Raw genomic sequence first — 25,611 nt, forward strand, 5'->3', positions numbered from 1 at the left:
GGGCTCCGGTCAATTCCGCCGCACGGACGCGACGACGCATGCCGTGCGGCGTTGTTGTCAGTCCGCGCGGCGAAGCGCTAATGACGTCAGGTGTTAAAAGGGAGACGAGCGGATGAGCGACGAAAAGGAATTGTTCGAGAAGGGCCTGAAGGTGCGCCGCGAGGTGCTCGGCGCGGCCTATGTCGATGGCAGCCTCGCCAAGGCCGACGACTTCATGATGGCGTTCCAGCACATCACCACCGAAATGTGCTGGGGCTATGCCTGGACCCGGCCCGGGCTCGATCGCCGCACCCGCAGCATCATCAATCTCGCAATGCTGACCGCGCTCAGCAAGCCGAGCGAATTGAAGCTGCACGTCAAGGGCGCGCTCACCAACGGCGTCACGGTCGACGAGATCAAGGAGATCCTGCTGCACGCAACCGTGTATTGCGGCATTCCCGCGGGCCTCGAGGCGTTCAAGGCGGCCCATGAGGTGCTGGTCGCGGAGGGCGCCATCGCCAAGAAGGACGGCGCATGAGCGCCCCGCAAAGGGTCCTGTTCGTCGGTATCGGCAACATGGGCTGGCCGATGGCCGCGCGCCTGCTCGGCGCCGGCTTTGCGGTTGCCGTCAATGATGCCGTGCCCGGGCGCGCCGAAGATTTCGTGCGCCAGGTCGGCGGCACCTTGGCCGCGGATCTCGCTGTGGCCGCGGGGCAGGCGGATGTCGTCATCACGATGCTGCCGACCAGCAAACATGTCGCGGACGCGGTCGCGGCATTGCGCGCTGGCCTGAAGCAGGATCACATCCTGATCGACATGAGCTCCGGCGCGCCGGCGGCCACGCAGGCGATTGCGGCCGATCTCGCCCCGCTCGGCGTGACCATGCTCGATGCGCCCGTGAGCGGCGGCGTGCCGCGCGCGGTGACCGGCGAGCTCGCGATCATGGCCGGCGGCGATGCCGCCGCGCTCGACCGCGTCGAGCCGCTGCTGCGCGCCATGGGCACCACGATCCACCGCATCGGCGGTCTCGGCTCTGGCCAGGCGATGAAGGCGCTCAACAACCTCGTCTCCGCCGGCGGCTTCCTGATCGGCATCGAGGCGCTGCTGATCGGCCAGCAGTTCGGCATCGATCCCGGCCTGATGACCGACGTGCTCAACGCCTCGACCGGCATGAACAACTCGACGCAGAAGAAGTTCAGGCAGTTCGTGCTGTCGCGCCAGTTCAACAGCGGCTTCGGGCTCGACCTGATGGTGAAGGACCTGTCGATCGCGCTGGAGGTCGCGCGCGCCGCCGGCGTCGCCGCGCCGTTCTCCAATCTTTGCCGCGAGCTGAGCGCCAGCGCGCAGGGGATGCTCGGACCGGGCCAGGACCACACGGCGCTGGCGAAGCTGAGCGAGGCGCTGGCCGGCGTCGAGCTGAAGGGCTGACTACCCCTGGCGCCGCAGGAAGCCGGTGATCGTCACCTTCTCCCAGATCCCGGCCGCGGCGAACGGGTCGGCGCGATTGAAGGCTTCGACCTCGGCGCGACCGGGAGCCTCGACCAGGAACAGGCTTCCGATCATCGTCGAGCCATCGTCGGAAACGAGCGGGCCGGACATCACGATCGTGACGGGCAGGCGGGCGCTGTCGCCGAGATAGGCCTTGTGGGCATCGTAGTTGGCAAGCCGAACCGGCAGCGCGTCGCGCTTGTCGAGCGCGTGAATCGCAAACAGCATGAGTTCTCTCCGCAAGTCGAAGCAGGACGGCGGCGTGCCGCCCTGCTTCCGGACTGATGGCTGATCCTATTTCGCGCCGAGCTTGCCGGCATCCTCGAAGCTCGGGCAGGTTCGCTGTTCCAGCGCCACGTCGAACGGCTGGTAATTGTCCTTGGTGATCACCGTCGGCTTCAGCACGATCTCGTTGATCACCGGCTGGCCGCGCAGCGAGCGGACGGCCATCATGGTGCCGAGGCAGCCCTGGGCGAAGCCGTTGTAGTCGCCGCTGGCGAGCAGCTTGCCGGACTTGATCGCGTCGATCGCCTCCTTGGTGCCGTTGATGCCGATCACCTGCGCCTTGCGGTTGGCGCCGTCCAGCGCCTCGATCGCGCCGACCGCCATCGCGTCGTTGGCGGCGAGCACGCCGTCGATCTGCGGGTTGGATTGCATCAGGTTCTCCATCACCTGCAGCGCCTGCAGGCGCTGATAGTTGCCGGGCTGCGACGCCAGCAGCTTGGCGCCGGGGTTCTCCTTGAGCGCGTCGTTGAAGCCGCGCACGCGGTCGACATTGGTCAGCGAGCCCTTGACGCCCTCGATGATGACGATGTTGCCCTTGCCGCCGAGCGTCTTGAGCAGGAACCGGCCGGTCTCGAGGCCGAGGCTGTAGTCGTCGGCGCCGACGAAGGCGACGAACTTGCCGCCGGCGGAGCGGTCGGTGATGTTGACGACGGGGATCTTGGCGTCGTTGATCTTCTCGACCCCGGGCACCATCGCCTTGTAGTCGACCGGCGTGAACACGATCGCGCTCGGCTTCTTCACCACGACGTCCTCGATCTGGCTGAGCTGCTCGGGGATCGAGTCCGGCTTGGTCGGGATGTAGTGCAGGACCTTGGCGTTGAGCACCTTCGCCATGTTGTCGGCGCCGACCCGCACCGTCTGGAAGAACGGATTGGTCTGGTTCTTGGTGAAGACGGCGATGGTCTCGCCGTCGGCGCGGGCCTGCGTCGCGCCTGCGGCGATCAGCAGTGACAGAGCGAGACAGCGCGTGATCCGATGTTGCATGTCGTTTCCTTCCCTCGTTTTTTGGTTGTATTGCAGGTTCATTGCGCCGGGCGCCGGGTCTTCATGTCGAGCCAGACGGCTATGATCACGATGATTCCGGTGACGAGCGGCTGCCAGTTGGCGCTGATCGCGAGCAGGTTCATGCCGTTCAGCACCAGCGTCAGGATGAGCGCGCCGATGAAGGTGCCGAACACCGTGCCGACGCCGCCGAACAGCGACGTGCCGCCGATCAGCACCGCGGCGATCGCCGGCAAGGTGAGGCTCTCGCCGATGTCGGCCTCGGCCGAGTTGAGCCGCGACAGGAAGATGATGGAGGCGAGCCCGGCCATGGTGCCGGACACCGTGTAGACCAGCAGCAGCCGGCGCGCGACCGGAATGCCGGAGAGCCGCGCCGCGACCGGATTGGCGCCGATCGCGTAGATCTCCTGGCCCCAGATCGTGCGCTGCGCGAAGAACGATCCGATCGCGAGGAACACCAGCAGCAGATAGACCGGGATCGGCAGCCCGAGCAGATAGCCGCTGCCGATCTGGCGGAAGCCCGCGGGAAAGCCGTGGATGGTCTCGCCCGCCATGTACCAGTAGGTGACGCCGTTCAGCACCCAGAGCATGCCGTAGGTGGCGATGAAGGAGGGGATGCGCAGCGCCGTGACCATGAAGCCATTGAGGAAGCCGACGCTGCCGCCGGCGAGCAGCCCGGTCAGGATCCCGAGTGCGGGCGAGCCGGTCTGATGGATCACGGTGCCGGCGAGACACGCCGACAGCGCGACGTTGGCGCCGACCGACAGATCGAGGCCGGCGGTCAGCACCACCAGGGTGAGGCCGGAGGCGATGAAGAAGGTCAGGCTCGCCTGCCTCAGCACGTTGAGGATGTTGCCGAGGCTGAGGAAGGAGTCGCTCAGCACGGTCAGCGCGGCGCAGATCAACAGCGCGGCGAGCATGCGATAGAACACCTGCGCTGCGTTCTGCGACAGGAGCGAGCGCGGCGGCGGCAGCGTGTCCTTGGCGATGTCGGTCATGATCGGCTCCGCAGGCCGTCGAGGAACATCGCGACGATGACCAGCGCACCGACGCTCGCGACCTGCACCGAGGAGGGCAGGGACACCAGATTGAGCCCGTTGCGCAGCACGCCGACGGCGATGACACCGAGCACGGTGCCGAGCAGCCAGCCATTGCCGCGCTCGAACGAGGTGCCGCCGACCGCGACCGCCGCGATGGCGTCGAACTCCATCCCGAGCCCCGCGGTCGGATGTCCCGAATTCATCCGCGCGGTCATCAGCAGTCCGGCGATGCCCGCCATCGTGCCGCCGATCGCATAGACCGCGATCAGGAGCCGTGTCGGCGACAGGCCGGCATAGCGCAGCGCCTCGCGGTTGCCGCCGAGCGCGAAGATGTAGGTGCCGAACCTGGTATGATACAGCAGGCCGTGAAACACGGCGTAGGTGGCAAGCCCCATCACGATCGGCACGGGGATGCCGAGCAGCGTCGCCGCATAGATGTCGCGGACGCCGTGGGGAATGCCGACCACGCTCTGGCCGTCGCTCACGATCAGCGACAGTCCCTGTGCCATGCCGAGCGTGGCGAGCGTCGCCACGAACGGCGGAATCCCGACGACCGCGACCAGCCAGCCATTGACGGTGCCGAACGCGGCGCCGGCCAGCACCGCGGCGCCGAGGCCGAGCAGCACCGACTTGGTCGCGAGCGAGACGATGGCGACGCAGAGCGAGGTCAGCGTCAGCACCGCGCCCATCGACAGGTCGAGCCCTTCGGTCATGATGATCAGGGTCATCGGCAGCGCGAGCATGGTCAGGATCGTCGACTGCACCAGCACGTTGGAGAGGTTTGCGGCCGACAGGAAGCCGGGCGCGATCGCGCCGAACAGCGCGATCAGCAGCACCAGCACGATCGCCACGCCCGGAATGCGCTGCAAGGTTCGGATCGGCGAGACGATGGCGGTGTCACTCATCATGCATCCCCAGTCGCACGATATTCTCCTCGGTCAGCTCGCTCCGTGACAAATGCCCGGCGATGCGGCCCTCGCGCATCACATAGGCGCGGTCGCAGACGTGGCAGATCTCGATCTGCTCGGACGAGATCATCAGCGCCGCTGCGCCGTCGGCGACCAGACGGTCGATCAGCGCGAAGATCTCGGACTTGGCGCCGACGTCGATGCCGCGGGTCGGCTCGTCGAAGATGAACAGCCTGGCGCCGGCCGCCAGCCACTTGCCGATCACGACCTTCTGCTGGTTGCCGCCTGAGAGCAGGCCGACCGTCTGCCGCGCCGTGGGCGTTGCGATCCGCAACTGCCGGATCAGCCCGTCGGCCGTGCGCTGAGCGCCGCGGGGATCGTACAGCCCGCTCGGAAACAGCTTCTTCAGCGCCGACACCACGAGGTTGTCGCCGACGGAGCGCAGCAGCGCCAGGCCCTCGCTCTTGCGGCTCTCGGGGATCAGCGCGATGCCGCGGCGCGCGGCGATGTCGGGCTCGCCCGCGATCGGCTTGCCGTCGAAGATGATCTCGCCTTCGCTGACCGGATCGGCGCCGAAGATCGCGCGCGCCACCTCGGTGCGGCCGGAGCCAACGAGACCGCACAGGCCGACGATCTCGCCCCGCCGCACCTCGATGTTGATGTCGGCAATCCCGCTCGGCGCGCTCAGTCCCTTGACCTCCAGCACGAGCTCGCCGGGCGTTTCCACGAAATGGCGCGGATAGCTCATGTCGATATTGCGCCCGACCATCATGCGCACGAGCTGGTCGGGGGTGACGTCGGCGGGCCTGAGATCGTCGATGCGGCGGCCGTCACGCAGCACGGTGATGCGGTCGCCGAGCGCGAACACCTCGGCCATGCGGTGCGAGATGTAGACGATGGCGACGCCGTCGGCCTTCAGCCGCCTGATCAGCGCGAACAGCAGCTCCGCCTCGCGGTCGGACAGCGCCGCGGTGGGCTCGTCCATCACCAGGATCCGCGCATTCTGGCTGATCGCCTTGGCGATCTCGACCATCTGCTGCTGCGCGACGCCGAGCGTGTCGACGATGACGGAGGGATCGATGTCGAAGCCGATGCCCTCGAGCACGCGCTTGGCATCGGCCAGGATTTTGCGGCGGTCGATGGTGCCGGGGATGCGGCCCTTCGGCTCGCGGCCGAGAAAGATGTTCTGCGCGATGTCGAGGAACGGCACCAGCGAGAATTCCTGGAAGATGACGGCGATGCCGAGCTTCTGCGCGTCGGCCGTCGATGATATCTCGACCTTCGCGCCCTTGGAGATGATCTCGCCGGCATCGGCGCTGTAGGCGCCGCACAGCACCTTCATCAGGCTGGATTTGCCGGCGCCGTTCTCGCCGAGCAGCATGTGGACTTCGCCCGGGTAGATCGCGAACGACACGTCGTCCAGCGCCTTGACGCCCGGAAACGACTTGCTGATGCCGCGCAGCTCCAGCAGCGGCGCGGGCGATGCAGCTGCGATGGCGGCCGCCGCGCTCATGACGGTGCTCCGCCGGCGAAGATCTTGCCCGGATTCATCAGGCCGGCGGGATCGAGCGCGGCCTTGATGGCGCGCATCACGGCGACGGCCCCGCCGAGCTCGTCCTCGAGATAGTCGATCTTGCCGAGGCCGATGCCGTGCTCGCCGGTGCAGGTGCCGTCCATCGCGATCGCGCGCGCCACCATGCGCGCCTGCAGCGCCTTGGCGCCGGCGAGCTCGCTGTCATCGCTGGGATCGACCAGGATCAGCATGTGGAAATTGCCGTCGCCGACATGGCCGACGATCGGCGCGAGGAAGCCGCTGGCGTCGGCGTCCCGGCGCGTCTCGGTCAGGCATTCGGCGAGCCGCGAGATCGGCACGCAGACATCGGTGATGACGGCGCGCGCGCCTGGCCGCAGGCCCAATCCGGCGTACAGCGTGTTGTCGCGCGCGTGCCACAAACGGCTGCGGTCCTCGGCCGCCCTGGCCCAGGCGAAGCCGCGGCCGCCATGCTCGGTCGCGATCGCCTCCGCCGCCTGCGCCTGTTCGGCGACGGCCGCCTCGGAGCCGTGGAATTCCAGGAACAGCGTCGGCGCTTCCCGATAGCCGAGCTTGGAATAGGTGTTGATGCCGCGCATCATGACGTCGTCGACGAGCTCGATGCGGGCGGCGGGGACCGCCGACTGGATCAGGGCGATCGCGGTGTCGACCGCGTCGTGCAGGGTCGGAAAGCTGCACGTCGCGGCCGAGATCGCCTGCGGCACGGGATGCAGCTTCAGCGTGATCTCGGTGATCACGCCGAGCGTGCCCTCTGATCCGACGAACAGCCGGGTCAGGTCGTAGCCGGCAGCGGATTTGCGCGCGCGCCGGGCGGTGCGGATCACCCGGCCGTCGGCCAGCACCACCTCCAATGCGAGGACGTTGTCCTTCATGGTGCCGTAGCGCACCGCCATGGTGCCGGAGGCTCGGGTCGAGCTCATGCCGCCGATCGAGGCGTCGGCGCCGGGATCGATCGGAAAGAACAGGCCGGTCGTGCGCAGCTCCGCATTGAGCTGCTTGCGGGTGATGCCGGGCTGCACCACGACGTTCATGTCGGCATCATGCACGGCCAGCACCTTGTTCATGCGAGCGAAGTCGAAACAGACGCCACCCGCGGCCGCCGCGGCATTGCCTTCGAGCGAGGTGCCGGCGCCGAACGGCACGATCGGCATGCCGGCCTCGGCGCACAGCCCGACGATGGCGCTGATCTCCTGCGTCGTCTCCGGAAATACGACGATGTCGGGCGGCATCGCGGGATAATACGATTCGCTGCGGCCGTGCTGATCCAGCACGCCGCGCGCGACGCTCGCGCGTGGCCCGATCAGGCTCGAAAGCCGCTCGGCCAATGCGCCGGTGCCGACCCGCAACTCCATCGTTCCTCCCGTTCGCTTCCTCGACGATGACAGGACTCTTGACGGTCCTTGTCGTCCGCTCAGCTCAAGCCCGATCGCCGCGCTCCGCAAGCGCTTTCAGGCCGAAGTCGTAGTTGAGATGGAAATATCCCTCCGCCACCATGCGGCCATCTGGCGCACGGCCCGGCGGGCAGCGCGTGAAGTCGCGGATCAGGCTGTCCTTGACGCCGAACACGACGTCGGAATCGAGATACTGGTCGCCGGCGACGAACACATGGGTCACCAGCCGCTCGAAGCCCGGCGCCGAGATCATGAAATGCACATGCGCCGGCCGCCACGGATGCCGTCCCTGCGCCGCCAGCATGTCGCCGACCGGCCCGTCATCGGGGATCGGATAGGCGGCGGGCTTGATCGACCAGAAATGGAAGCGGCCGCCGGCATCGGTGCGAAAGCGCGCGCGCATGGCGAGATCGCCGATCTGCTCGAGCCGCTGCACGTCGTAATAGCCGTCATCGTCGGAGTGCCAGACGTCGACCACGGCGCCAGCGAGCGGCCGGCCGTCGGTGCGCGACACCGAGCCGGTGACGAGCAGCGGATCGCCCTTCATCGGCCCCGCGATGTCGTCGCCATTGGCGCGCTCCGGCGCGGCCTGGACGAAGAACGGGCCGAGCACGGTGGTCTCGGTGGCGCCTTCCGGCACGGGATGATTGATGGCGTCGACCAGCATGGAGACGCCGAGCGTGTCCGACAGCAGGATGAATTCCTGGCGCTTGTCGTCGCACATCCGGCCGGTGCGGGTGAGGAAGTCGATGCCGAACTCCCATTCCTGCTGGGTCGGACGGACCTCGCGCACGAAGGCATGGAGATGGCGCACCAGCGCCTCGCTGACCTGCTTGATGCGCGCATCGCTCGCGCCCGCCAGGCGGTCGAGCACGGCATCCGTGATCGTGGTCTCGTTGAAGTTGCGCACGAGGCGGCTCCTTTCAGACGGGCTCGCCGAGCCCGGACAGCCGTTCGACATGACGGACGGTGGCGAGGAAATCGGTCGTGGCCTCGCCCTGCGCGATCAGCGCGGCATAGGTCTCGCGGACCTGCGCCGCGAGCTGCAGCGGCACGCCGACGGCGTGACCGGCGCCGAGAATGAGATCGAGATCCTTGGCCATCTGCGCGCAGGAGAACGTCGCGGCAAAGTCGCGCGCCAGCAGCGGCGCGGTCTTGTACTTCACCATCGGCGAGGCGACCGCGCTGTCGTGCAGCACCTGCAGGATGTCCGGCCAGGCGATGCCGCCCTTGCGCGCCAGCGCCAGGCTCTCGGCCATCATCGCCGCCGTCGTCGCGATCATCAGGTTGACGGCGAGCTTGGCATAGCGCGCCTCTTCGGCGGCGCCGAGATAAGTCTGCGCGCGCGTGAAAGCCTGCAGCAGCGGCGTGATCCGCGCGAAGGCCGCTTTCGGCCCGGACACGAAGCAGGTCAGCTCGCCGGTGTGGGCGATGCTGGCATTGCCGGAGATCGGCGTGCGCAGATAAGCGACATCGCGCGCGCCGGCGGCCGCGGCGACTGCGCTCGAGGCGTCGACGCCCACGGTACTGGTCTCGATCAGGATCGCGCCCGGTGCCAAGGCCGCGATCACTCCGCCGTCGCCGAGCATCGCCGCGCGCAGCGCGGTGTCGTCGGGCAGGGACGCGATGACCACCGCATGGTCACGCGCCGCCTCCGTCGCGGATGTTGCAGCGACGATGCCGAGCGCGCGCGCCTCGCAGAGCCGCTCGGCGTTGGGATCGAACGCCGTGACGTCATAGCCGGCCTTGGCGAGCCGCGCCGCGATCGGCAGGCCGATCTTGCCGATGCCGATGAAGGCGAGGCGTTGGTCAGGAAGGGGCATCGATGCCGTCCGTCATTGGCTTGATCTGCCATGTGGTCTGGAGCCGGGCAGGGGGCGGCCGGGCAGGCCGTCGAAGATGAACGCCCCGGTCACGCGCCGGTCGCCGCAGCGATGGGATAGTCGACCTGGAAGCGGCCGATCCTGATGTCGCCGAGCTCCTCGCGCACGCGCAGGTGCTCGGGGTGCGAGGCATAGGCGTGCAGCGCGGCACTGCTGGCGAATTCGGAGAACAGGACGACGTCGCAGGCGTAGTCGACGTCGCTGACATCGAGACCAACCTCGATGTGGGTGAGGCCGTCGATCCGGCCCTTGAGGCCCTCGAACAGGGTCTTGACCTTGAGCCGGGCCGCCGCGCGCTCGGCGGCCGTCTCGGCGCGCAGCCGCCACATCACGATGTGCCTGATCGGCCCCGTCATTGCTGCGTCCTCACCCTGGGCTTTGTTCTTGTCGGACGATTTTGCCTTGCAGGAAACGGAAATAAAGCCCAAAAATTGTAACTCTGTTTTCCGCTCAGCGTAATAATTCAGCGCAACAATGGACCGTCTGCTCCAGCTCGAGGTGTTTTCACGGACGGCCGAGCTGGGCAGCCTGTCCAAGGCCGCCGAGTCCCTGCGGATGTCCAACGCCGCGGCGAGCCGGCATCTCAGCGCGCTGGAGGAACGGCTCGCGGTGCGCCTGATCGAGCGCAACACGCGCCGTCTCTGGCTGACCGAAGCCGGGCAGGAGCTGCTGCAGCGCTGCGGCACACTGCTCAACGAGCTGGCCGAGGCCGAGGATGCCGTCAGCGATCGCGCGCTGTCGCCGCAGGGCATGCTGCGCGTCACCAGCTCGCTGTCGTTCGCCACGATCTATCTCGCGCCGATGCTGCCGGCGTTCCGCGCGATGTATCCGAAGCTGAACCTGCAGATCATCGCCGCCAACCGCTACCCGGATTTCATCGAGGCGGGCATCGACGTCGCGATCCGCACCCGCGAGCACGAGCCGGACTCGGGCATCGTCGTTCGCCGCATCGGGCAGATGCGGCGCGTGCTGGCGGCGGCGCCGTCCTATCTCGCCAGCCGTGGCTGCCCCGTCGTTCCCGGCGATCTCGTGCGCCACGACATGCTGATCTACAACCTCGCCAACGATCCGTATTCGCTGTCCCTGCGCAACGGCAATGCCGTTCAGACCGTCCGGATCGCGCCGACGCTCGACAGCAATGACGGCCAGGTGATCAGGGGCGCGGCGCTGGCCGGGCTCGGCATCCTGATTCAGCCGCTCTACATCGTGCAGGGCGACATTCTGGCCGGCCGGCTGGTGCCGGTCCTGCTCGACTGGGAGCTGCCGCTCCTGACGATGAACATTGCCTACCAGAACCGCGTCAGGCTGCCGGCCAAGATCAGGGTGTTCGCCGATTTCCTCGTCGACCACATCCGGACCCATTCCGACCCTGGGATCTGGATCGAGCCGCCGAAGCCGGATTGAGCCGATGCCCCGCGTGCCGGGGGGGGGGGGGTGTTCCGAAAAAAATAAATAGCTTGCTATTTTTCGGAAGTCATGTTCTCTTGCGTGCAACCCGCCTCGAGCAGAGGGACGTACGCGTCGTCACGATACGTTGAGGTGGGCTGCGATGGACGTGACGGCTGCGCCAGACGAGCGCGGTTGGCACGGACGGCGAAGTCGTGTGGTCCTGGCCTCTCGACGCTGAGGTCAAGTTCGCGGTCGTTGCTTATGGGCACGCGCGGGCGATGGGGGCAAGAAAGCCGATCCCCAGGGAGAGCACGAAGGACACCGTAAAGCCATCGCGCGGGGAAGGCCGGGTCTGTCCGGCTGTACCTGTGGTACCTGCCGCCTGCATTCTTTTGAGCAGGCGGGCCACGGGCCTCAGCCGAGGTCCGGCCTTCCTCGCGCCCTCTCGTTTCAGGGCGATATGATCGATGCATCACCTCGGGCACGGTGTGCCGTGGGGCGCGATGACGCGTGTCATGAGGCGGCGGAGCGGCCAACCAACCTTTCCGCTGTCGTCCCGGACAAGCGCGCAAAGCGCGCGCAGATCCGGGACCCATAACCCCAGGGAGGAGTTCGAGGCACGATGATGGACCGGCCGCCAAGCCACAACCGCTGCGGAGCGGGTCCCGGGTCGGCGGCCGTCACCGCTTCCCGTCGCCGACCTTGCCTGGAACGACACCGATGATTTGGCGGCCCCTTGTGGCAACTTCCACGTCGGGCGCAGCGGCCGCATGGGGTCGATGAGGTTGCGCGCGGCATCGCCGGGTCCTCCAATCTCGTTGAGCAGTGCTCGCAAACGGCGAGGGGCGGAGGCCCGCATGAAACCCCGCCCGCGCTCCGTAAAAACTCGGGTCAAATTCTAAATATCAAGAATTATCAACGGCTTGTGACTGTCATCCGACTGTCATCGAACCTTTATAAAAGCCACACTGAGGCCCCGTAAAGCGGCCGGGGAAGCGCAATCGGGCGCAGATGGCGCTTCGCTTCCCGAGCATGGAGACCAGCTATGAATTTCGTCAAAGCTATCGTCGCTGCCGGCTTGGTCGCCGCATCGACGTCGGCGTTCGCCGCCGACATCACCGGTGCGGGCGCGACGTTCCCGTTCCCGATCTATTCCAAGTGGGCCGACGCCTACAAGAAGGAGACCGGCAACGGTCTGAACTACCAGTCGATCGGCTCCGGCGGCGGCATCAAGCAGATCCAGGCCAAGACCGTGACCTTTGGCGCCACCGACGCTCCGCTCAAGGCCGAGCAGCTCGAGAAGGACGGCCTGGTGCAGTGGCCGATGGTGATGGGCGGCATCGTGCCGGTCGTCAACCTCGAGGGCGTGAAGCCGGGCGAGATGGTGCTGGACGGCGAGACGCTCGCCAACATCTATCTCGGCAAGATCACCAAGTGGGATGACGCCGCGATCAAGAAGCTCAACCCCAGCGTCAAGCTGCCGTCGGACGCGATCGCTGTCGTCCGCCGCTCCGACGGTTCGGGTACGACCTTCAACTTCACCTATTATCTCTCCGAGGCGAGCGCCGACTGGAAGAGCAAGATCGGTTTCAACACCGCGGTCGAGTGGCCGGTCGGCGTCGGTGCCAAGGGCAATGAGGGCGTGTCCGGCAACATCGGCCAGACCAAGAACTCGATCGGCTATGTCGAGTACGCCTATGCCAAGCAGAACAAGCTGACCTACACGGCCATGGTGAACAAGGCCGGCAAGACCGTGCAGCCGACCGTCGAGGCCTTCCAGGCCGCCGCCGCGAATGCCGATTGGACCAAGGCCCCCGGCTACTACGTGATCCTCGCCAACCAGCCCGGCGACAAGTCCTGGCCGATGACGGCCGCGACCTTCATCCTGATGCACAAGGAGCCGACCGACAAGGCCGCGTCCGCCGAGGCGATCAAGTTCTTCAAGTGGTCGTTCGAGAAGGGTGGCAAGATGGCCGAGGAGCTCGACTACATCCCGATGCCTGACAGCGTCGTGAAGCTGATCGAGAAGACCTGGTCTGCCGACATCAAGAGCTGAGCTGGACGTATCGAAAATTCCCCTCTCCCGGCCGCCGGGGGAGGGGTGCTACCGGGGTTGAGGCTTGTCCAAGGAACAGGGGGCCGAATTGGCAGAGATGGCGGTTCAGACCGAAGTCGGCGACATCGCGGCTGCTGCCGGGCCCTACGACCGGGCGCGCGCGCTCAGTGCCTTCAAGCTTGGCGACGTCACCTTTTACTGGATCACCCGGCTCGCCGCGATCTCGGTCCTGTTGATCCTCGGCGGCATCATCATCTCTCTCATCATCGGCGCCTGGCCGGCGATGAAGGCCTACGGCTTCGAATTCCTGTGGACGCGGCGCTGGGCGCCGTCGGCCGATCCGCCGGTGCTCGGGGCGCTCGGCCCGATCTACGGCACCCTGGTCACGTCCTTCATCGCGATGCTGATCGCGATTCCGGTGGGTCTCGGCATTGCGATCTTCCTCACCGAGCTGTGCCCGCAATGGCTGCGCCGTCCGATCGGCATTGCGATCGAACTGCTCGCCGGCATTCCCTCGATCATCTACGGCATGTGGGGCTTCTTCGTTCTGGGCCCGTTCCTGGCCTACACGTTCCAGCCGTTCATGATCAATCTCTGCTCCGGCATCCCGGTGCTGCAGGACATCTTCGCCGGTCCGCCGTCCTATCTCAGTCTGTTCAACGCCTCGCTGATCCTGGCGATCATGGTGCTGCCCTTCATCACCTCGATCTCTGTCGACGTGTTCAAGACCGTCCCGCCGGTGCTGAAGGAAGCGGCCTACGGGGTCGGCTGCACCACCTGGGAGGTCGTGCGCAGCGTCGTCATTCCCTACACCCGTGTCGGCGTCATCGGCGGCGTCATGCTGGCGCTGGGTCGTGCGCTCGGCGAAACGATGGCGGTGACCTTCATCATCGGCAACTCGTTCCGGATCTCGTCCTCGATCTTCGCGCCGGGCACCACGATCTCGGCCGCCATTGCCTCTGAGTTCCAGGAGAGCGACGGCCTGCACCAGTCGAGCCTGATCCTGCTCGGCCTGCTGCTCTTCGTGCTCACCTTCTTCGTGCTGGCGAGCGCGCGCCTGATGCTCATGCGGCTCCAAGCCAAGGCGGGAAAATAAGCCATGTCCAGCGCAGATTCGCTCACCGCCGATACGCCGGTCAATCCGATCTATGCGCGCCGACGCCGCAGGGACATCGTGATCCGCGGCCTCTGCGTCGCCGCCGCGCTGTTCGGCGTCACCTGGCTGGCGCTGATCCTGTTCACGCTGTTCTATAACGGCCTCGCCGGCCTCAGCCTGCAAGTGTTTTCCGCCGACACCCCGCCGCCGGGCTCGAGCGAAGGCGGCCTGCGCAATGCCATCGTCGGCTCTCTGATCATGACGGTCATCGGCGTCGGCATCGGCGCGCCGCTCGGCCTGTTCGCCGGCACCTATCTGGCCGAGTACGGCCGCAACGACCGCCTGACCTCGGTGATCCGCTTCATCAACGACATCTTGCTGTCGGCGCCCTCGATCATCATCGGCCTGTTCATCTATGGTGCTGTCGTGGTGCCGATGGGCGGCTTCTCGGCGCTCGCAGGCTCGCTGGCGCTGGCGGTCATTGTCATCCCCGTGGTGCTGCGCACCACCGAGGACATGCTGCTGCTGGTGCCCAACCCGCTGCGTGAGGCGGCCTCGGCGCTCGGCCTGCCGCGATCGCTGGTGATCCGGCGCATCGCCTATCGCGCGGCGCGCTCGGGCCTGATCACCGGCGTGCTGCTGGCCACCGCCCGCGTCGCCGGCGAGACCGCGCCCTTGCTGTTCACCGCGCTGTCGAACCAGTTCTGGAGCCTCAACCTCTCCAAGACGATGGCCAACCTGCCCGTCACCATCAACAACTTCGTCCAGAGCCCCTATGCCTATTGGAAGCAGCTGGCCTGGAGCGGAGCCCTTCTGATCACTCTGGCCGTGCTCGCCCTGAATGTCAGTGCACGCATTCTCGGCGCCGAGAGGAACGCAAAATGACCGACCTGTCCGTATCCGTCAGCCAGCCCAATCCCGCCGCGCTGAACGGCAAGGTTTTGCCGGAAGCCCCCGCCAAGGTGACCGCGCGCAACCTGAACTTCTATTACGGCGATCACCACGCGCTGAAGAACATCAACCTGTCGCTGGGGACCAACCGCGTCACCGCGTTCATCGGCCCGTCCGGCTGCGGCAAGTCGACCCTGCTGCGCATCTTCAACCGGATGTACGATCTCTACCCGGGCCAGCGCGCCGTGGGCCAGCTCATGCTGGACAACACCAACATCCTCGATCCCAAGCTCGACCTCAACCTGCTGCGGGCCCGGGTCGGCATGGTGTTCCAGAAGCCGACGCCGTTCCCGATGACGATCTACGAGAACATCGCCTTCGGCATCCGGCTGTATGAGAAGATCTCCAAGTCGGAGATGGACGACCGGGTCGAGAAGGCACTGCGCGGCGGCGCGTTGTGGAACGAGGTCAAGGACAAGCTCAACGCTTCGGGCCTGTCGCTGTCAGGCGGCCAGCAGCAGCGGCTGTGCATTGCGCGCACCGTGGCGGTCCGGCCGGAGGTGATCCTGTTCGACGAGCCGTGCTCGGCGCTCGATCCGATCTCGACCGCCAAGGTCGAGGAGCTGATCCAGGAGCTCGCCGAAAACTATACGATCGCCATCGTGACGCATAACATGCAGCAGGCGGCGCGCGTCTCCGACAAGACCGCCTTCATGTATCTCGGCGAGCTGATCGAGTTCGACGACACCAGCAAGATCTTCACCTCGCCGAGCGATCGGCGGACCCAGGATTACATCACCGGCCGGTTCGGCTGACGCCGACGACATTGACTTCAGGAGATCATCATGGCCAGTGAACATACCGCCAAGGCGTTCGACAGCGATCTGCAGGATCTCACCCGGCTGGTGTCGGAAATGGGCGGCCTCGCCGAGCGTCTGATCGTCGATTCCGTCGATGCGCTGGTGCGGCGCGACATCGCACTCGGCCAGAAGGTGGTCGCCACCGACGCCGAGGTCGACAAGCTGCAGCGCATCATCGAGGAGCGCGCCGTTCTTACCATCGCCCGGCGACAGCCGATGGCGGTCGACCTGCGCGAGATCGTCGGTGCGATGCGGGTCGCCACCGATCTGGAGCGCATCGGCGATCTCGCCAAGAACATCGGCAAGCGCGTCGCGGCGCTGGAGAGCGACTTCCATCCGCTCAAGCTGATCCGCGGGCTCGAGCACATGACCGACCTGGTGCAGTCGCAGGTCAAGACGGTGCTGGACGCCTATGCCGCGCACGACCTGCCGGCGGCGATGACGGTGTGGAAGGGCGACGAGGAGGTCGACGCCATCTGCACCTCGCTGTTCCGCGAACTCCTGACCTACATGATGGAGGATCCGCGCAACATCTCGTTCTGCATCCATCTGATGTTCTGCGCCAAGAACATCGAGCGCATCGGCGATCACGCGACCAACATCGCGGAGACCGTCTTCTATATGATCGAAGGCCAGCAGATCATGGACAAGCGCCCGAAGGGCGACATGACGAGCTTCGCATCGACGATCCCCGGCAACTGAGAGAGACGGTTCTGACATGGGCGCCCGAATTCTGGTGGTGGAGGACGAGGAGGCGCTGACGACGCTCCTGCGCTACAACCTCGAGGCCGAAGGCTACGAGGTCGAGACGGTGGCGCGCGGAGACGAGGCCGACACACGGCTGAAGGAGCGCGTTCCCGATCTCGTCGTGCTCGACTGGATGCTGCCGGGCCTGTCCGGCATCGAGCTGTGCCGCCGCCTGCGGGCGCGGTCCGAGACCCGGCAATTGCCGATCATCATGCTCACCGCGCGCGGCGAGGAGAGCGAGCGCGTGCGCGGCCTCGCGACCGGCGCCGACGACTACATCGTCAAGCCGTTCTCGGTGCCCGAGCTGCTGGCGCGCGTGAAGGGCCTGCTGCGGCGGGCGAGCCCGGAGCGGCTGGCGACCGTGCTGTCCTATGGCGACATCGAGCTCGACCGCGAGAAGCGCCGCGTGGCGCGCTCGGGACGGCCGATCGATCTCGGCCCGACCGAATACCGCCTGCTCGAGTTTTTCCTGGAGCATCCCGGCCGCGTGTTCAGCCGTGAGCAGCTGCTCGACAGCGTCTGGGGCCGCGACATCTATATCGACGAGCGCACGGTCGACGTCCATATCGGCCGCCTGCGCAAGCTGCTCAATCCGGGCCGCGAGCAGGACCCGATCCGCACCGTGCGCGGCGCCGGCTATGCGCTCGATGATCGCTTCGCCAAGAGCGAGCAGGTGTAAGGGGCGATCGGGCGTGAGGACGAAGCAGGTGTGAGGCGCGAGGGAGCCCGATTGAGGAGATCGTGGTCCGCTTTCCGCCACGCCGCCGCCGTCTTGATCGTGTCTGCTTCGTGGCCCGTCACGATGTTTCGGTCCCAGCGGACGCCCTTGATCAAGACCATCATCATATCTCTAGCCGTGCTGCTCGGCAGCGCGGCGGGCGCCGCGGCCGCCGAGCTCGAAGACGCGGTCGCCGCGGCGGGAAACGGACAGCACGCCGCGGCGATGCGCCGCCTGCTGCCGCTGGCCGCCAAGGGCGATGCGCGGGCGCAGTTCGACGTCGGCTTCATGGAGGCCTTCGGCTGGGGCCAACCGCGCAACCCCGCCGAGGCGCTGGCGTGGTATCGCAAGGCCGCCGATCAGGGCCTCGCCGTCGCCCAGCATTATCTCGGCATCGCCTATGTCAACGGCGAAGGTGTCGCGAGCAATTATGGCGAAGCCGGCCGCTGGTTCAGCCGCGCGGCAGCGCAGGGCTTCGCCCAGTCGCAATACATGCTGGGCCTGATGCTGCTCGACGGTCGCGGCGTGAAGCAGGACGTCGTGCAGGGCTACGCCTGGCTGGTGATGGCGGGTCGCAGCGGCGTGCGATCGGCCGGCCGCGACGTGCAGAGGGTCAAGCTGACCGAGCCGCAGCGCGTCCAGGCCCAGAGCGCCATTGCGGCCTGGCGGCCGAAGCCGGAATCGGCGGAGGCGGGCGTCGCCGCTCCGCGTCCGGAGCAACTGCTCGGGCTCGACCGCCACATCGGCGAGGTCGTCGATCCCACCTCGTGGCCGGCGTCGTCGATCGGCGTCGTCACCGTCGCGCAATACTCGACCGGCGGCTGGTGCACCGGCACTCTGGTCGCGCCGCGCGTCGTGCTCACCGCCGCGCATTGCGTGTTCAACGGCGTCGCGCAGGTCAGCCCCGGCAATGTCCGCTTCCTGGCCGGCATGAACAGGGGCACGCCGGCGGCATCGTCGGTCGCCGACAAGCTGATCGTGGCGCCGGACTTCGTCCCGACCCGGCACGACAGATGGTCGCTCGACCGCTCGCCCGCCGATTGGGCGCTGATCGTGCTGAAGGATGCGCTGCCGTCGAAGCCGGTCGCGGTCAAGGCGCTGACGCGCGAGGAATTGCAGGCTGCGACCAAGGCTGGCGCCATTTCCGAGATCGGCTACGGCCAGGAGCGGCGCTATTCGCCGACCGGCCAGCGCAATTGCAGCGCCGGCATGACCAGCGATGCCCGGCTGCTGACGGTGCATTGCCTCGCCAATTTCGGCTATTCGGGCTCGCCGATCCTGGCCGAGGTCGGCGGGCAGCCGACCGTTGTCGGCATCTTCTCGGCGTTCCACGAGGAGACCCGGCTGATGTTCGCCGCGCCCGCAAGCCAGTTCGAGGCCGTCGTGCGGCGCGAGATTGCGGCGCAGAGTGCCTCGGCGCGGTGAAGGGGGAGGGGACGAGAGAGGTCCCGCCGCTGGTCACGATCTGTGCGCGACTGGATAGCGGGTTGCCAAGCGAGCGGGCGATCCGGCAAGTGCAGCCGATTTTTTCCTGTAGCTTTCGCCTGCAGCGGGGCTTTACCGAACTGGCCTGGCTCTTGCTATAGTTCGAGTATGACGATTGTTCCAATTGATCATCCTCGTGCCCCGCGGCTGCTGTGGTGGCGGTCGCAGCCCGGCAGGACCGTTGCGCTCGTCGCTGGGCTGGTCGCGGCCAATGCGGTGGCCTGGGCCTGGGCATTCGCGCTCTACGCCGACCGGCCCGCCATCGTCGGCACCGCGATGCTGGCCTGGCTGCTCGGACTGCGCCATGCCGTCGATGCGGACCACATCGCGGCGATCGACAATGTGGTGCGGAAGCTCGTGCAGGACGGTCGCGCCCCGCGCGCCGCCGGCCTCTATTTTGCGCTCGGCCATTCCAGCGTCGTCGTCATCGCCACCATCGTGGTGAGCCTGGTGGCCGGCGCAGATCTCTTGAGTGAGGACAGCGCCATCCGTGCGATCGGCGGCACCATCGGCACCTCGGTCTCCGCAGGCTTCCTGCTGCTGATCGCCTTCGCGAATCTGGTGCTGTTCGTGAACCTCTGGCGCCGCCCATCCCACCCCCATTCCGACATGGATGCCGCCGGTAGCGCCGGGCGGGGCCTGCTCATTCGTCTGCTGCGGCCGGTGCTCCGCGTCGTGTCCCGCGCCTGGCACATGTACCCGCTCGGCTTCCTGTTCGGCCTCGGCTTCGACACCGCCAGCGAAATCGGGCTGCTCAGCCTGTCGGCGACCGAGGCGGCGCGCGGGGCGAGCCTGGCGCATGTGCTGGTATTCCCGGCGCTGTTCGCGGCGGCGATGGCCACCGTCGACACCGCCGACAGCATGCTGATGGCTGGCGCCTATCGCTGGGCGCTCACGGATCCCGCGCGTAAGCGGCGCTACAATCTGGTCATTACCGGCGCCTCGGTCGCGATCGCGCTGGTGATCGGCGGCGTCGAGGCGGTCGCGCTGCTGACGCCCCGGCTTGGCTTCACCGGCGGATGGGCCGAGGTCGTCACTGCGCTGGGCGATGATCTCGCCAACCTCGGGATCGTCGCCATCGGACTGTTCGGCCTGATCTGGGCGGGTGCCATGCTGCTTGGCCGCCGTCCGGGCGGTTCCGAGGATGCGCCGGGTGAGGAGCTTGCCAGCGTTCGCGCCGGGGCGCTAAACCCGAGGACGAAATAGGATCGAGCGCGCGGGTACGGATGATGGCCGGCTCGGACGAAATGACCAGGATGCTGTGGCTGCAGGGCGCGAGCTGCGGCGGCTGCACGATGTCGATCCTGGAAAGCGGTGCGTCCGGCTGGTTCGACGAGTTGCGCCAGTCCGGCATTGACCTGATCTGGCATCCCTCTGTCAGCGAAGAGACCGGGGACGAAGTCGTCGAACTGTTGGAGGCGATCCGCGACGGCCGCGAGCGGCTCGATCTGCTGGTGCTCGAAGGCTCGGTCGCACGCGGGCCGCATCTGAGCGGCCGCTTCAACATGCTCGCCGGCACCAACCGCTCGATCTATCACTGGCTGCTCGATCTGGCGCCGCTGGCCGACTACGTCGTCGCCGTCGGCAGCTGCGCGGCCTATGGCGGCATTCCTGCTGCCGGCATCAACCCGACCGACGCGGTCGGATTGCAGTTCGAGGGCAGTGACATCGGCGGCGCGCTCGGCGCGGGATTCCGCTCGAAACGCGGGCTGCCGGTGATCAACGTCGCAGGCTGCGCGCCGCATCCGGGCTGGATGATGGAAAGCCTGCTGGCGCTCACCTCGGGCGATCTGACGGCAGACGGCCTCGACGCAGTCGGCCGTCCGACCTTCATCGCCAATCACCTGGCTCATCACGGCTGCTCGCGCAACGAGTTCTACGAGTTCAAGGCGAGCGCTGAGACGATGTCCGAGCGCGGCTGCCTGATGGAGCATCTCGGCTGCCGGGCGACGCAGGCGGTCGGCGATTGCAATCAGCGCTCCTGGAATGGCGGCGGCTCCTGCACCAAGGGCGGGTACGCCTGCATCGCCTGCACCTCGCCGGGCTTCGAGAGCACGCAGAACTATCTGGAGACGGCGAAGCTCGCGGGCATTCCCGTAGGCCTTCCGACCGACATGCCGAAAGCCTGGTTCGTGGCGCTCGCCGCGCTGTCGAAATCGGCCACGCCGCGCCGCGTACGGGTCAATGCGACGGCGGATCACGTCGTGGTGCCGCCGGGCCGGGCCAGTGACAAGCGCCGTCCATGACGCGGATCACGGTCGGGCCGTTCAATCGTGTCGAAGGCGACCTCGAGGTCAGGCTCGATATCGAGAGCGGCCGCGTCACCAGGGCGGAAGTGACGGCGCCGCTCTATCGCGGCTTCGAGCAGATCCTGGAGGGGCGGCCGCCGCTGGACGCGCTGGTGATCGCACCGCGAATCTGCGGCATCTGCTCGGTGTCGCAATCGATCGCCGCCGCCGCCGCGTTGCGCCAGGCCATGGGCATTGCGGCAGCGCCAAACGGCATCCTCGCGGCCAACATTGCCCATGCGGCCGAGAACGCGGCGGACCATCTGACGCATTTCTACATCTTCTTCATGCCGGACTTCGCCCGCGACGCCTACGTCGCGCACGCTTGGCATTCGGCTGCGGCCGAGCGTTTCGCGGCGACGAAGGGCAGCGCGGCTCGCGAAGCGTTGCCGGCGCGCGCGCGGCTGCTCGAGATCATGGGCCTGATCGCCGGCAAATGGCCGCACAGTCTTGCCTTCCAGCCGGGCGGGACCACGCGCGCGATCGAGCTCGGCGAGCGCGTGCGCCTCAACGCGATCGCGGCGTCGTTTCGCGGTTTTCTTGAACGCGCCGTGTTTGCCGACAGGCTGGAGAATGTGCTCGCCTTGTCGACGTCGGACGAGCTCGACCGTTGGCGCGAGGGCCGCGCCGGCGACTTCGCGCATTTCCTGCGCATCGCCGACGCGCTCGATCTGGCGCATCTTGGCCCGGGCTCCGGCCTGCTGATGAGTTTCGGCGCTTATCACGAGTCTGACAGTGCGCACTTCCGCGCCGGGCTTCGCACCCGCGATGGAACGACCGAAGCGCTGCCGTCGAATCGGATCACGGAGGACGTGTCGCACGCCTGGATGCGTGCGACCTCGCTCGATCCGGCCGAGAGCCGGACCGAGCCCGACGCCGACAAGCCCGACGCCTATAGTTGGTGCAAGGCGCCGCGGCTTGCGGGAGAACCGGTCGAGGTCGGCGCTCTCGCAAGGCAGGCCATCGACGGTCAGCCGTTGATCTCCGCGCTGCTCGCGGGCGGTCGCAGCAATGTCCGCAATCGTGTCATCGCCCGGCTGATCGAGACCGCGCGCCTCGCGCTGGCGATCGAGCATTGGATCAAGGCACTGCGTCTCAACGAGCCGTTCTGCGACAACAGCGCCAGTACGGCCGACGGCAATTTCGTCGGGCTCGTGGAAGCTGCGCGCGGCAGCCTGGGCCACTGGCTCGCGGTGCGCTCCGGCCGCATCGAGCGCTATCAGATCATCGCGCCGACCAGCTGGAATTTCTCTCCGCGCGACGCGGATGGGATAGCCGGTCCGCTCGAACAGGCGCTGGTCGGCACCGAGGTCGGCGATGCCGGCGCTCGTGCGGTCGGCATCCAGCACGTCGTGCGGTCGTTCGATCCGTGCATGGTCTGCACGGCGCATTGAGCGCGCTGCACACAGGTAGGCAGCAAGCGGAAACAAGCTTGTCGGTGCAAAGCGCGTGATTTCCGATTATCGCGCGCGATCCGCTGTCGAAGCCTTAGCCGCTGCGGCCTCACTGCTTCAAGCATCTGGAATCATTATGATTCAAATCCAGGGATGATGCTGGCCCGCATCTTGCTGTCCTTCTCGCCAGAACGCGATCACACGATCGCCAACGCGATATCAGGGGGAGGACTCATGGGCGCGGCAACGGAAACTTTTTACAGCGTCATCCGGCGTCAGGGCATCACGCGGCGCAGCTTTCACAAATTCTGCAGCCTGACGGCGACGAGCCTCGGGCTCGGGCCGGTCGCGGCGAGCCGCATCGCCAATGCGCTGGAGACCAAGCCGCGCACGCCGGTCATCTGGATGCACGGGCTCGAATGCACCTGCTGCTCGGAGAGCTTCATCCGCTCGGCGCATCCGCTGGTGAAGGATGCCGTGCTGTCGATGATCTCGCTCGACTATGACGACACCATCATGGCGGCGGCCGGCCACCAGGCCGAGGCCATCCTCGAAGAGACGCGCGCGAAGTACAAGGGACAGTACATTCTCGCGGTCGAGGGCAATCCGCCGCTGAACGAAGGTGGCATGTTCTGCATCGACGGCGGCAAGCCGTTCGTCGAGAAGCTGAAGATGATGGCCGAGGACGCGATGGCGATCATCGCCTGGGGCGCTTGCGCCTCCTGGGGCTGCGTGCAGGCGGCGAAGCCGAATCCGACGCAGGCGACGCCGATCGACAAGGTCATCACCAACAAGCCGATCATCAAGGTGCCGGGCTGCCCGCCGATCGCCGAGGTCATGACCGGCGTCGTTACCTTCATCACCACCTTCGGCAAGCTGCCAGAGCTCGACCGCCAGGGCCGGCCGAAGATGTTCTACTCACAGCGCATCCACGACAAGTGCTATCGCCGGCCGCATTTCGACGCCGGCCAGTTCGTCGAGGAGTGGGACGACGAGGCGGCGCGCAAGGGCTACTGCCTCTACAAGATGGGCTGCAAGGGCCCCACCACCTACAACGCCTGCTCGACGGTGCGATGGAATGGCGGCGTATCGTTCCCGATCCAGTCGGGTCATGGCTGCATCGGCTGCTCGGAGGACGGCTTCTGGGACAAGGGCTCGTTCTACGACCGCCTCACCAACATCAAGCAGTTCGGCATCGAGCACAACGCCGACCAGGTCGGCATGGTGGCCGCGGGCACGGTAGGTGCGGCGGTCGCAGCGCATGCGGCGGTCACGGCGGTCAAGCGTCTCGCGACCAAACGCGACGACGCCAAGGAAAACGCCAAGCAAGATCATTGATCGAATTCAGGACAGGCAACGATGGGCATCCAGACTCCCAACGGCTTCAATCTCGACAATTCCGGCAAGCGCATCGTCGTCGATCCGGTCACCCGCATCGAGGGACACATGCGGGTCGAGGTCAACGTCGATTCCGACAACGTGATCCGCAATGCGGTCTCCACCGGCACGATGTGGCGCGGTATCGAGGTGATCCTCAGGAACCGCGATCCGCGCGACGCCTGGGCCTTCACCGAGCGGATCTGCGGCGTCTGCACCGGAACGCACGCGCTCACATCGGTGCGCGCGGTCGAGAACGCGCTCGGCATCACCATTCCGGAGAATGCCAACTCCATTCGTAACCTCATGCAGCTTGCGCTGCAGGTGCACGACCACGTCGTGCACTTCTATCATCTGCACGCATTGGACTGGGTCGACGTGGTCTCGGCGCTCTCGGCCGATCCAAAGGCGACGTCAACCTTGGCGCAGTCGATCTCGAGCTGGCCGCTGTCGTCGCCCGGCTATTTCAGGGACCTGCAGACCCGTCTCAAGAAGTTCGTCGAGTCCGGCCAGCTCGGTCCGTTCAAGAACGGCTATTGGGGCAGCAAGGCCTACAAGCTGCCGCCTGAGGCCAATCTGATGGCCGTGGCACACTATCTGGAGGCACTCGATTTCCAGAAGGAGATCGTCAAGATCCACACCATCTTCGGCGGCAAGAATCCACATCCGAACTGGCTGGTGGGCGGCGTGCCGTGTCCGATCAACATCGACGGCACCGGCGCGGTCGGCGCCATCAACATCGAGCGGCTGAATCTCGTCTCGTCGATCATCGATCGCCTGATCGAGTTCAACGAGCTGGTCTATCTTCCCGACGTGGCCGCGATCGGCTCGTTCTACAAGGACTGGCTCTACGGCGGCGGCCTGTCCGGCAAGAGCGTGCTCGCCTATGGCGACGTGCCCGAGCATGCCAACGACTACTCGGCCAAGAGCCTGAAGCTGCCGCGCGGTGCGATCATCAACGGCAATCTGTCGGAGGTGTTTCCGGTCGATCATGCCAATCCGGACGAGATCCAGGAGTTCGTGGTTCACTCCTGGTACAAATATCCCGACGAGACCAAGGGGCTGCATCCCTGGGACGGCATCACCGAGCCGAACTACGTGCTCGGTCCGAATGCCAAGGGCACCAAGACGGACATCAAGGAGCTCGACGAGGGCGGCAAATATTCCTGGATCAAGGCGCCGCGTTGGCGCGGCCACGCCATGGAGGTCGGGCCGCTCGCACGCTGGGTCGTCGGCTATGCGCAGAACAAGGCGGAGTTCAAGGACCCGGTCGACAAGTTCCTGAAGGATCTCGACCTGCCTCTGACGGCGCTGTTCTCGACGCTCGGCCGCACAGCGGCACGTGCGCTGGAATCGGTCTGGGCCGGACGGCAGATGCGCTACTTCCAGGACAAGCTGATCGCCAACATCAAGGCCGGCGACAGCTCGACGGCGAATGTCGACAAATGGAAGCCGGAGAGCTGGCCGAAGGAGGCCAAGGGCGTCGGCTTCACCGAGGCGCCGCGCGGCGCGCTCGCGCACTGGATCAAGATCAAGGATACCAAGATCGACAATTACCAGTGCGTTGTGCCGACGACCTGGAACGGCTCGCCGAGGGATCCCAAGGGCAACATCGGCGCATTCGAGGCGTCGCTGATGAACACCCCGATGGCCAATCCCGAGCAGCCGCTGGAGATCCTGCGCACGATCCATTCCTTCGATCCGTGCCTGGCCTGCTCGACGCACGTCATGAGTCCGGATGGCCAGGAGCTGGCCAAGGTCAAGGTCAGGTAGCACGGGGAG

General features: G+C 66.6%; 24 protein-coding genes. 15 read left to right on the forward strand and 9 right to left on the reverse strand.

Annotated features, from left to right (window positions below; genetic code table 11):
• Nucleotides 1–112 precede the first annotated feature (112 nt).
• Both QW845_RS13395 and QW845_RS13400 read left to right on the forward strand, forming a co-directional pair.
• Nucleotides 113–517, forward strand: a complete 405-nt coding sequence (locus QW845_RS13395; protein ID WP_315713518.1) for a carboxymuconolactone decarboxylase family protein — start codon at nucleotides 113–115, stop codon at nucleotides 515–517.
• Nucleotides 514–1,407 (forward strand): NAD(P)-dependent oxidoreductase, encoded by an 894-nt coding sequence (locus QW845_RS13400; protein WP_315802042.1) that lies wholly within the window; start codon nucleotides 514–516, stop codon nucleotides 1,405–1,407. The genes QW845_RS13395 and QW845_RS13400 overlap by 4 nt, the downstream gene beginning before the upstream one ends.
• Here QW845_RS13400 and QW845_RS13405 read toward each other — a convergent pair whose 3' ends face one another.
• From QW845_RS13405 to QW845_RS13445, 9 genes are all read right to left on the reverse strand, one after another.
• On the reverse strand, nucleotides 1,408–1,695 hold the full coding sequence (locus tag QW845_RS13405; protein ID WP_315752359.1) for a YciI family protein: 288 nt from the start codon (nucleotides 1,693–1,695) through the stop codon (nucleotides 1,408–1,410). It abuts the gene before it with no gap.
• A 66-nt stretch (nucleotides 1,696–1,761) separates the two neighbouring features.
• Nucleotides 1,762–2,736 (reverse strand): sugar ABC transporter substrate-binding protein, encoded by a 975-nt coding sequence (locus QW845_RS13410; protein ID WP_315802043.1) that lies wholly within the window; start codon nucleotides 2,734–2,736, stop codon nucleotides 1,762–1,764.
• Between the two features lie 38 nt (nucleotides 2,737–2,774).
• Nucleotides 2,775–3,752 (reverse strand): ABC transporter permease, encoded by a 978-nt coding sequence (locus QW845_RS13415; RefSeq protein WP_315802044.1) that lies wholly within the window; start codon nucleotides 3,750–3,752, stop codon nucleotides 2,775–2,777.
• Complete coding sequence (locus QW845_RS13420) at nucleotides 3,749–4,699, reverse strand: ABC transporter permease (protein WP_315802045.1); 951 nt, start codon at nucleotides 4,697–4,699, stop codon at nucleotides 3,749–3,751. Before QW845_RS13420 ends, QW845_RS13415 begins: the two co-directional genes overlap by 4 nt.
• Nucleotides 4,692–6,215, reverse strand: a complete 1,524-nt coding sequence (locus QW845_RS13425) for a sugar ABC transporter ATP-binding protein (protein ID WP_315802046.1) — start codon at nucleotides 6,213–6,215, stop codon at nucleotides 4,692–4,694. The genes QW845_RS13420 and QW845_RS13425 overlap by 8 nt, the downstream gene beginning before the upstream one ends.
• Entirely contained in the window at nucleotides 6,212–7,606 is a 1,395-nt protein-coding gene (locus tag QW845_RS13430) for an FAD-linked oxidase C-terminal domain-containing protein (RefSeq protein ID WP_315802047.1), read from the reverse strand. The genes QW845_RS13425 and QW845_RS13430 overlap by 4 nt, the downstream gene beginning before the upstream one ends.
• 64 nt (nucleotides 7,607–7,670) lie before the next feature.
• A complete protein-coding gene (locus QW845_RS13435) occupies nucleotides 7,671–8,555 on the reverse strand; it encodes an intradiol ring-cleavage dioxygenase (protein WP_315802048.1) in 885 nt (294 codons plus the stop codon).
• Nucleotides 8,556–8,568: 13 nt separating this feature from the next.
• Nucleotides 8,569–9,468 (reverse strand): NAD(P)-dependent oxidoreductase, encoded by a 900-nt coding sequence (locus QW845_RS13440; protein ID WP_315802049.1) that lies wholly within the window; start codon nucleotides 9,466–9,468, stop codon nucleotides 8,569–8,571.
• A gap of 89 nt (nucleotides 9,469–9,557) precedes the next feature.
• Nucleotides 9,558–9,884 (reverse strand): Dabb family protein, encoded by a 327-nt coding sequence (locus QW845_RS13445; protein WP_315802050.1) that lies wholly within the window; start codon nucleotides 9,882–9,884, stop codon nucleotides 9,558–9,560.
• A gap of 118 nt (nucleotides 9,885–10,002) precedes the next feature.
• Between QW845_RS13445 and QW845_RS13450 the strand changes: the two genes are divergently transcribed.
• From QW845_RS13450 to QW845_RS13510, 13 genes are all read left to right on the forward strand, one after another.
• Nucleotides 10,003–10,932, forward strand: a complete 930-nt coding sequence (locus QW845_RS13450) for a LysR family transcriptional regulator (RefSeq protein WP_315802051.1) — start codon at nucleotides 10,003–10,005, stop codon at nucleotides 10,930–10,932.
• A 1,030-nt stretch (nucleotides 10,933–11,962) separates the two neighbouring features.
• A complete protein-coding gene (gene pstS, locus QW845_RS13455) occupies nucleotides 11,963–12,973 on the forward strand; it encodes a phosphate ABC transporter substrate-binding protein PstS (protein WP_315802052.1) in 1,011 nt (336 codons plus the stop codon).
• A gap of 97 nt (nucleotides 12,974–13,070) precedes the next feature.
• Nucleotides 13,071–14,069 carry a phosphate ABC transporter permease subunit PstC gene (gene pstC / locus QW845_RS13460; protein WP_315802053.1) on the forward strand — a complete coding sequence of 333 codons (999 nt, stop codon included), beginning with the start codon at nucleotides 13,071–13,073 and terminating at the stop codon, nucleotides 14,067–14,069.
• A 3-nt stretch (nucleotides 14,070–14,072) separates the two neighbouring features.
• Entirely contained in the window at nucleotides 14,073–14,954 is an 882-nt protein-coding gene (gene pstA / locus QW845_RS13465; protein WP_315802054.1) for a phosphate ABC transporter permease PstA, read from the forward strand.
• Entirely contained in the window at nucleotides 14,951–15,775 is an 825-nt protein-coding gene (pstB, locus tag QW845_RS13470; protein WP_315802055.1) for a phosphate ABC transporter ATP-binding protein PstB, read from the forward strand. Before pstA ends, pstB begins: the two co-directional genes overlap by 4 nt.
• A 30-nt stretch (nucleotides 15,776–15,805) precedes the next feature.
• On the forward strand, nucleotides 15,806–16,522 hold the full coding sequence (gene phoU, locus QW845_RS13475; protein WP_315713504.1) for a phosphate signaling complex protein PhoU: 717 nt from the start codon (nucleotides 15,806–15,808) through the stop codon (nucleotides 16,520–16,522).
• Between the two features lie 16 nt (nucleotides 16,523–16,538).
• Nucleotides 16,539–17,246 carry a phosphate regulon transcriptional regulator PhoB gene (gene phoB / locus QW845_RS13480; protein ID WP_315754964.1) on the forward strand — a complete coding sequence of 236 codons (708 nt, stop codon included), beginning with the start codon at nucleotides 16,539–16,541 and terminating at the stop codon, nucleotides 17,244–17,246.
• Nucleotides 17,247–17,393: 147 nt separating this feature from the next.
• Nucleotides 17,394–18,710: a trypsin-like serine protease gene (locus QW845_RS13485; protein ID WP_315802056.1), complete on the forward strand. Its 1,317-nt coding sequence runs from the start codon at nucleotides 17,394–17,396 to the stop codon at nucleotides 18,708–18,710.
• A 168-nt stretch (nucleotides 18,711–18,878) separates the two neighbouring features.
• The gene (locus QW845_RS13490; RefSeq protein ID WP_315802057.1) at nucleotides 18,879–19,976 is read left to right on the forward strand and encodes a HoxN/HupN/NixA family nickel/cobalt transporter; all 1,098 of its coding nucleotides are present in this window, start codon (nucleotides 18,879–18,881) and stop codon (nucleotides 19,974–19,976) included.
• Between the two features lie 23 nt (nucleotides 19,977–19,999).
• On the forward strand, nucleotides 20,000–21,016 hold the full coding sequence (locus QW845_RS13495) for a HupU protein (protein ID WP_315802058.1): 1,017 nt from the start codon (nucleotides 20,000–20,002) through the stop codon (nucleotides 21,014–21,016).
• Nucleotides 21,013–22,452, forward strand: coding sequence for a nickel-dependent hydrogenase large subunit (locus QW845_RS13500; RefSeq protein ID WP_315802059.1), 1,440 nt, complete (start codon nucleotides 21,013–21,015; stop codon nucleotides 22,450–22,452). Before QW845_RS13495 ends, QW845_RS13500 begins: the two co-directional genes overlap by 4 nt.
• Nucleotides 22,453–22,686: 234 nt before the next feature.
• Nucleotides 22,687–23,790 (forward strand): hydrogenase small subunit, encoded by a 1,104-nt coding sequence (locus tag QW845_RS13505; protein ID WP_315802060.1) that lies wholly within the window; start codon nucleotides 22,687–22,689, stop codon nucleotides 23,788–23,790.
• Nucleotides 23,791–23,811: 21 nt separating this feature from the next.
• Nucleotides 23,812–25,602 (forward strand): nickel-dependent hydrogenase large subunit, encoded by a 1,791-nt coding sequence (locus QW845_RS13510; protein ID WP_315802061.1) that lies wholly within the window; start codon nucleotides 23,812–23,814, stop codon nucleotides 25,600–25,602.
• Nucleotides 25,603–25,611: the final 9 nt, after the last annotated feature.

This window comes from Bradyrhizobium sp. SZCCHNS3002 (assembly GCF_032377435.1).
Lineage (GTDB): Bacteria > Pseudomonadota > Alphaproteobacteria > Rhizobiales > Xanthobacteraceae > Bradyrhizobium.

Bases quoted from the DNA above. Each gene is read 5' to 3' on its own strand.
- pstC (WP_315802053.1), top strand. From the start codon at position 13,071: ATGGCGGTTCAGACCGAAGTCGGCGACATCGCGGCTGCTGCCGGGCCC.
- pstS (WP_315802052.1), top strand. From the start codon at position 11,963: ATGAATTTCGTCAAAGCTATCGTCGCTGCCGGCTTGGTCGCCGCATCG.
- phoU (WP_315713504.1), top strand. From the start codon at position 15,806: ATGGCCAGTGAACATACCGCCAAGGCGTTCGACAGCGATCTGCAGGAT.
- QW845_RS13510 (WP_315802061.1), top strand. From the start codon at position 23,812: ATGGGCATCCAGACTCCCAACGGCTTCAATCTCGACAATTCCGGCAAG.
- QW845_RS13400 (WP_315802042.1), top strand. From the start codon at position 514: ATGAGCGCCCCGCAAAGGGTCCTGTTCGTCGGTATCGGCAACATGGGC.
- QW845_RS13445 (WP_315802050.1), bottom strand. From the start codon at position 9,884: ATGACGGGGCCGATCAGGCACATCGTGATGTGGCGGCTGCGCGCCGAG.
- QW845_RS13440 (WP_315802049.1), bottom strand. From the start codon at position 9,468: ATGCCCCTTCCTGACCAACGCCTCGCCTTCATCGGCATCGGCAAGATC.
- QW845_RS13430 (WP_315802047.1), bottom strand. From the start codon at position 7,606: ATGGAGTTGCGGGTCGGCACCGGCGCATTGGCCGAGCGGCTTTCGAGC.
- QW845_RS13490 (WP_315802057.1), top strand. From the start codon at position 18,879: ATGACGATTGTTCCAATTGATCATCCTCGTGCCCCGCGGCTGCTGTGG.
- QW845_RS13500 (WP_315802059.1), top strand. From the start codon at position 21,013: ATGACGCGGATCACGGTCGGGCCGTTCAATCGTGTCGAAGGCGACCTC.
- QW845_RS13395 (WP_315713518.1), top strand. From the start codon at position 113: ATGAGCGACGAAAAGGAATTGTTCGAGAAGGGCCTGAAGGTGCGCCGC.
- QW845_RS13415 (WP_315802044.1), bottom strand. From the start codon at position 3,752: ATGACCGACATCGCCAAGGACACGCTGCCGCCGCCGCGCTCGCTCCTG.
- QW845_RS13450 (WP_315802051.1), top strand. From the start codon at position 10,003: ATGGACCGTCTGCTCCAGCTCGAGGTGTTTTCACGGACGGCCGAGCTG.
- QW845_RS13425 (WP_315802046.1), bottom strand. From the start codon at position 6,215: ATGAGCGCGGCGGCCGCCATCGCAGCTGCATCGCCCGCGCCGCTGCTG.
- QW845_RS13505 (WP_315802060.1), top strand. From the start codon at position 22,687: ATGGGCGCGGCAACGGAAACTTTTTACAGCGTCATCCGGCGTCAGGGC.
- QW845_RS13495 (WP_315802058.1), top strand. From the start codon at position 20,000: ATGGCCGGCTCGGACGAAATGACCAGGATGCTGTGGCTGCAGGGCGCG.
- QW845_RS13410 (WP_315802043.1), bottom strand. From the start codon at position 2,736: ATGCAACATCGGATCACGCGCTGTCTCGCTCTGTCACTGCTGATCGCC.
- QW845_RS13420 (WP_315802045.1), bottom strand. From the start codon at position 4,699: ATGAGTGACACCGCCATCGTCTCGCCGATCCGAACCTTGCAGCGCATT.
- pstB (WP_315802055.1), top strand. From the start codon at position 14,951: ATGACCGACCTGTCCGTATCCGTCAGCCAGCCCAATCCCGCCGCGCTG.
- phoB (WP_315754964.1), top strand. From the start codon at position 16,539: ATGGGCGCCCGAATTCTGGTGGTGGAGGACGAGGAGGCGCTGACGACG.
- QW845_RS13405 (WP_315752359.1), bottom strand. From the start codon at position 1,695: ATGCTGTTTGCGATTCACGCGCTCGACAAGCGCGACGCGCTGCCGGTT.
- pstA (WP_315802054.1), top strand. From the start codon at position 14,073: ATGTCCAGCGCAGATTCGCTCACCGCCGATACGCCGGTCAATCCGATC.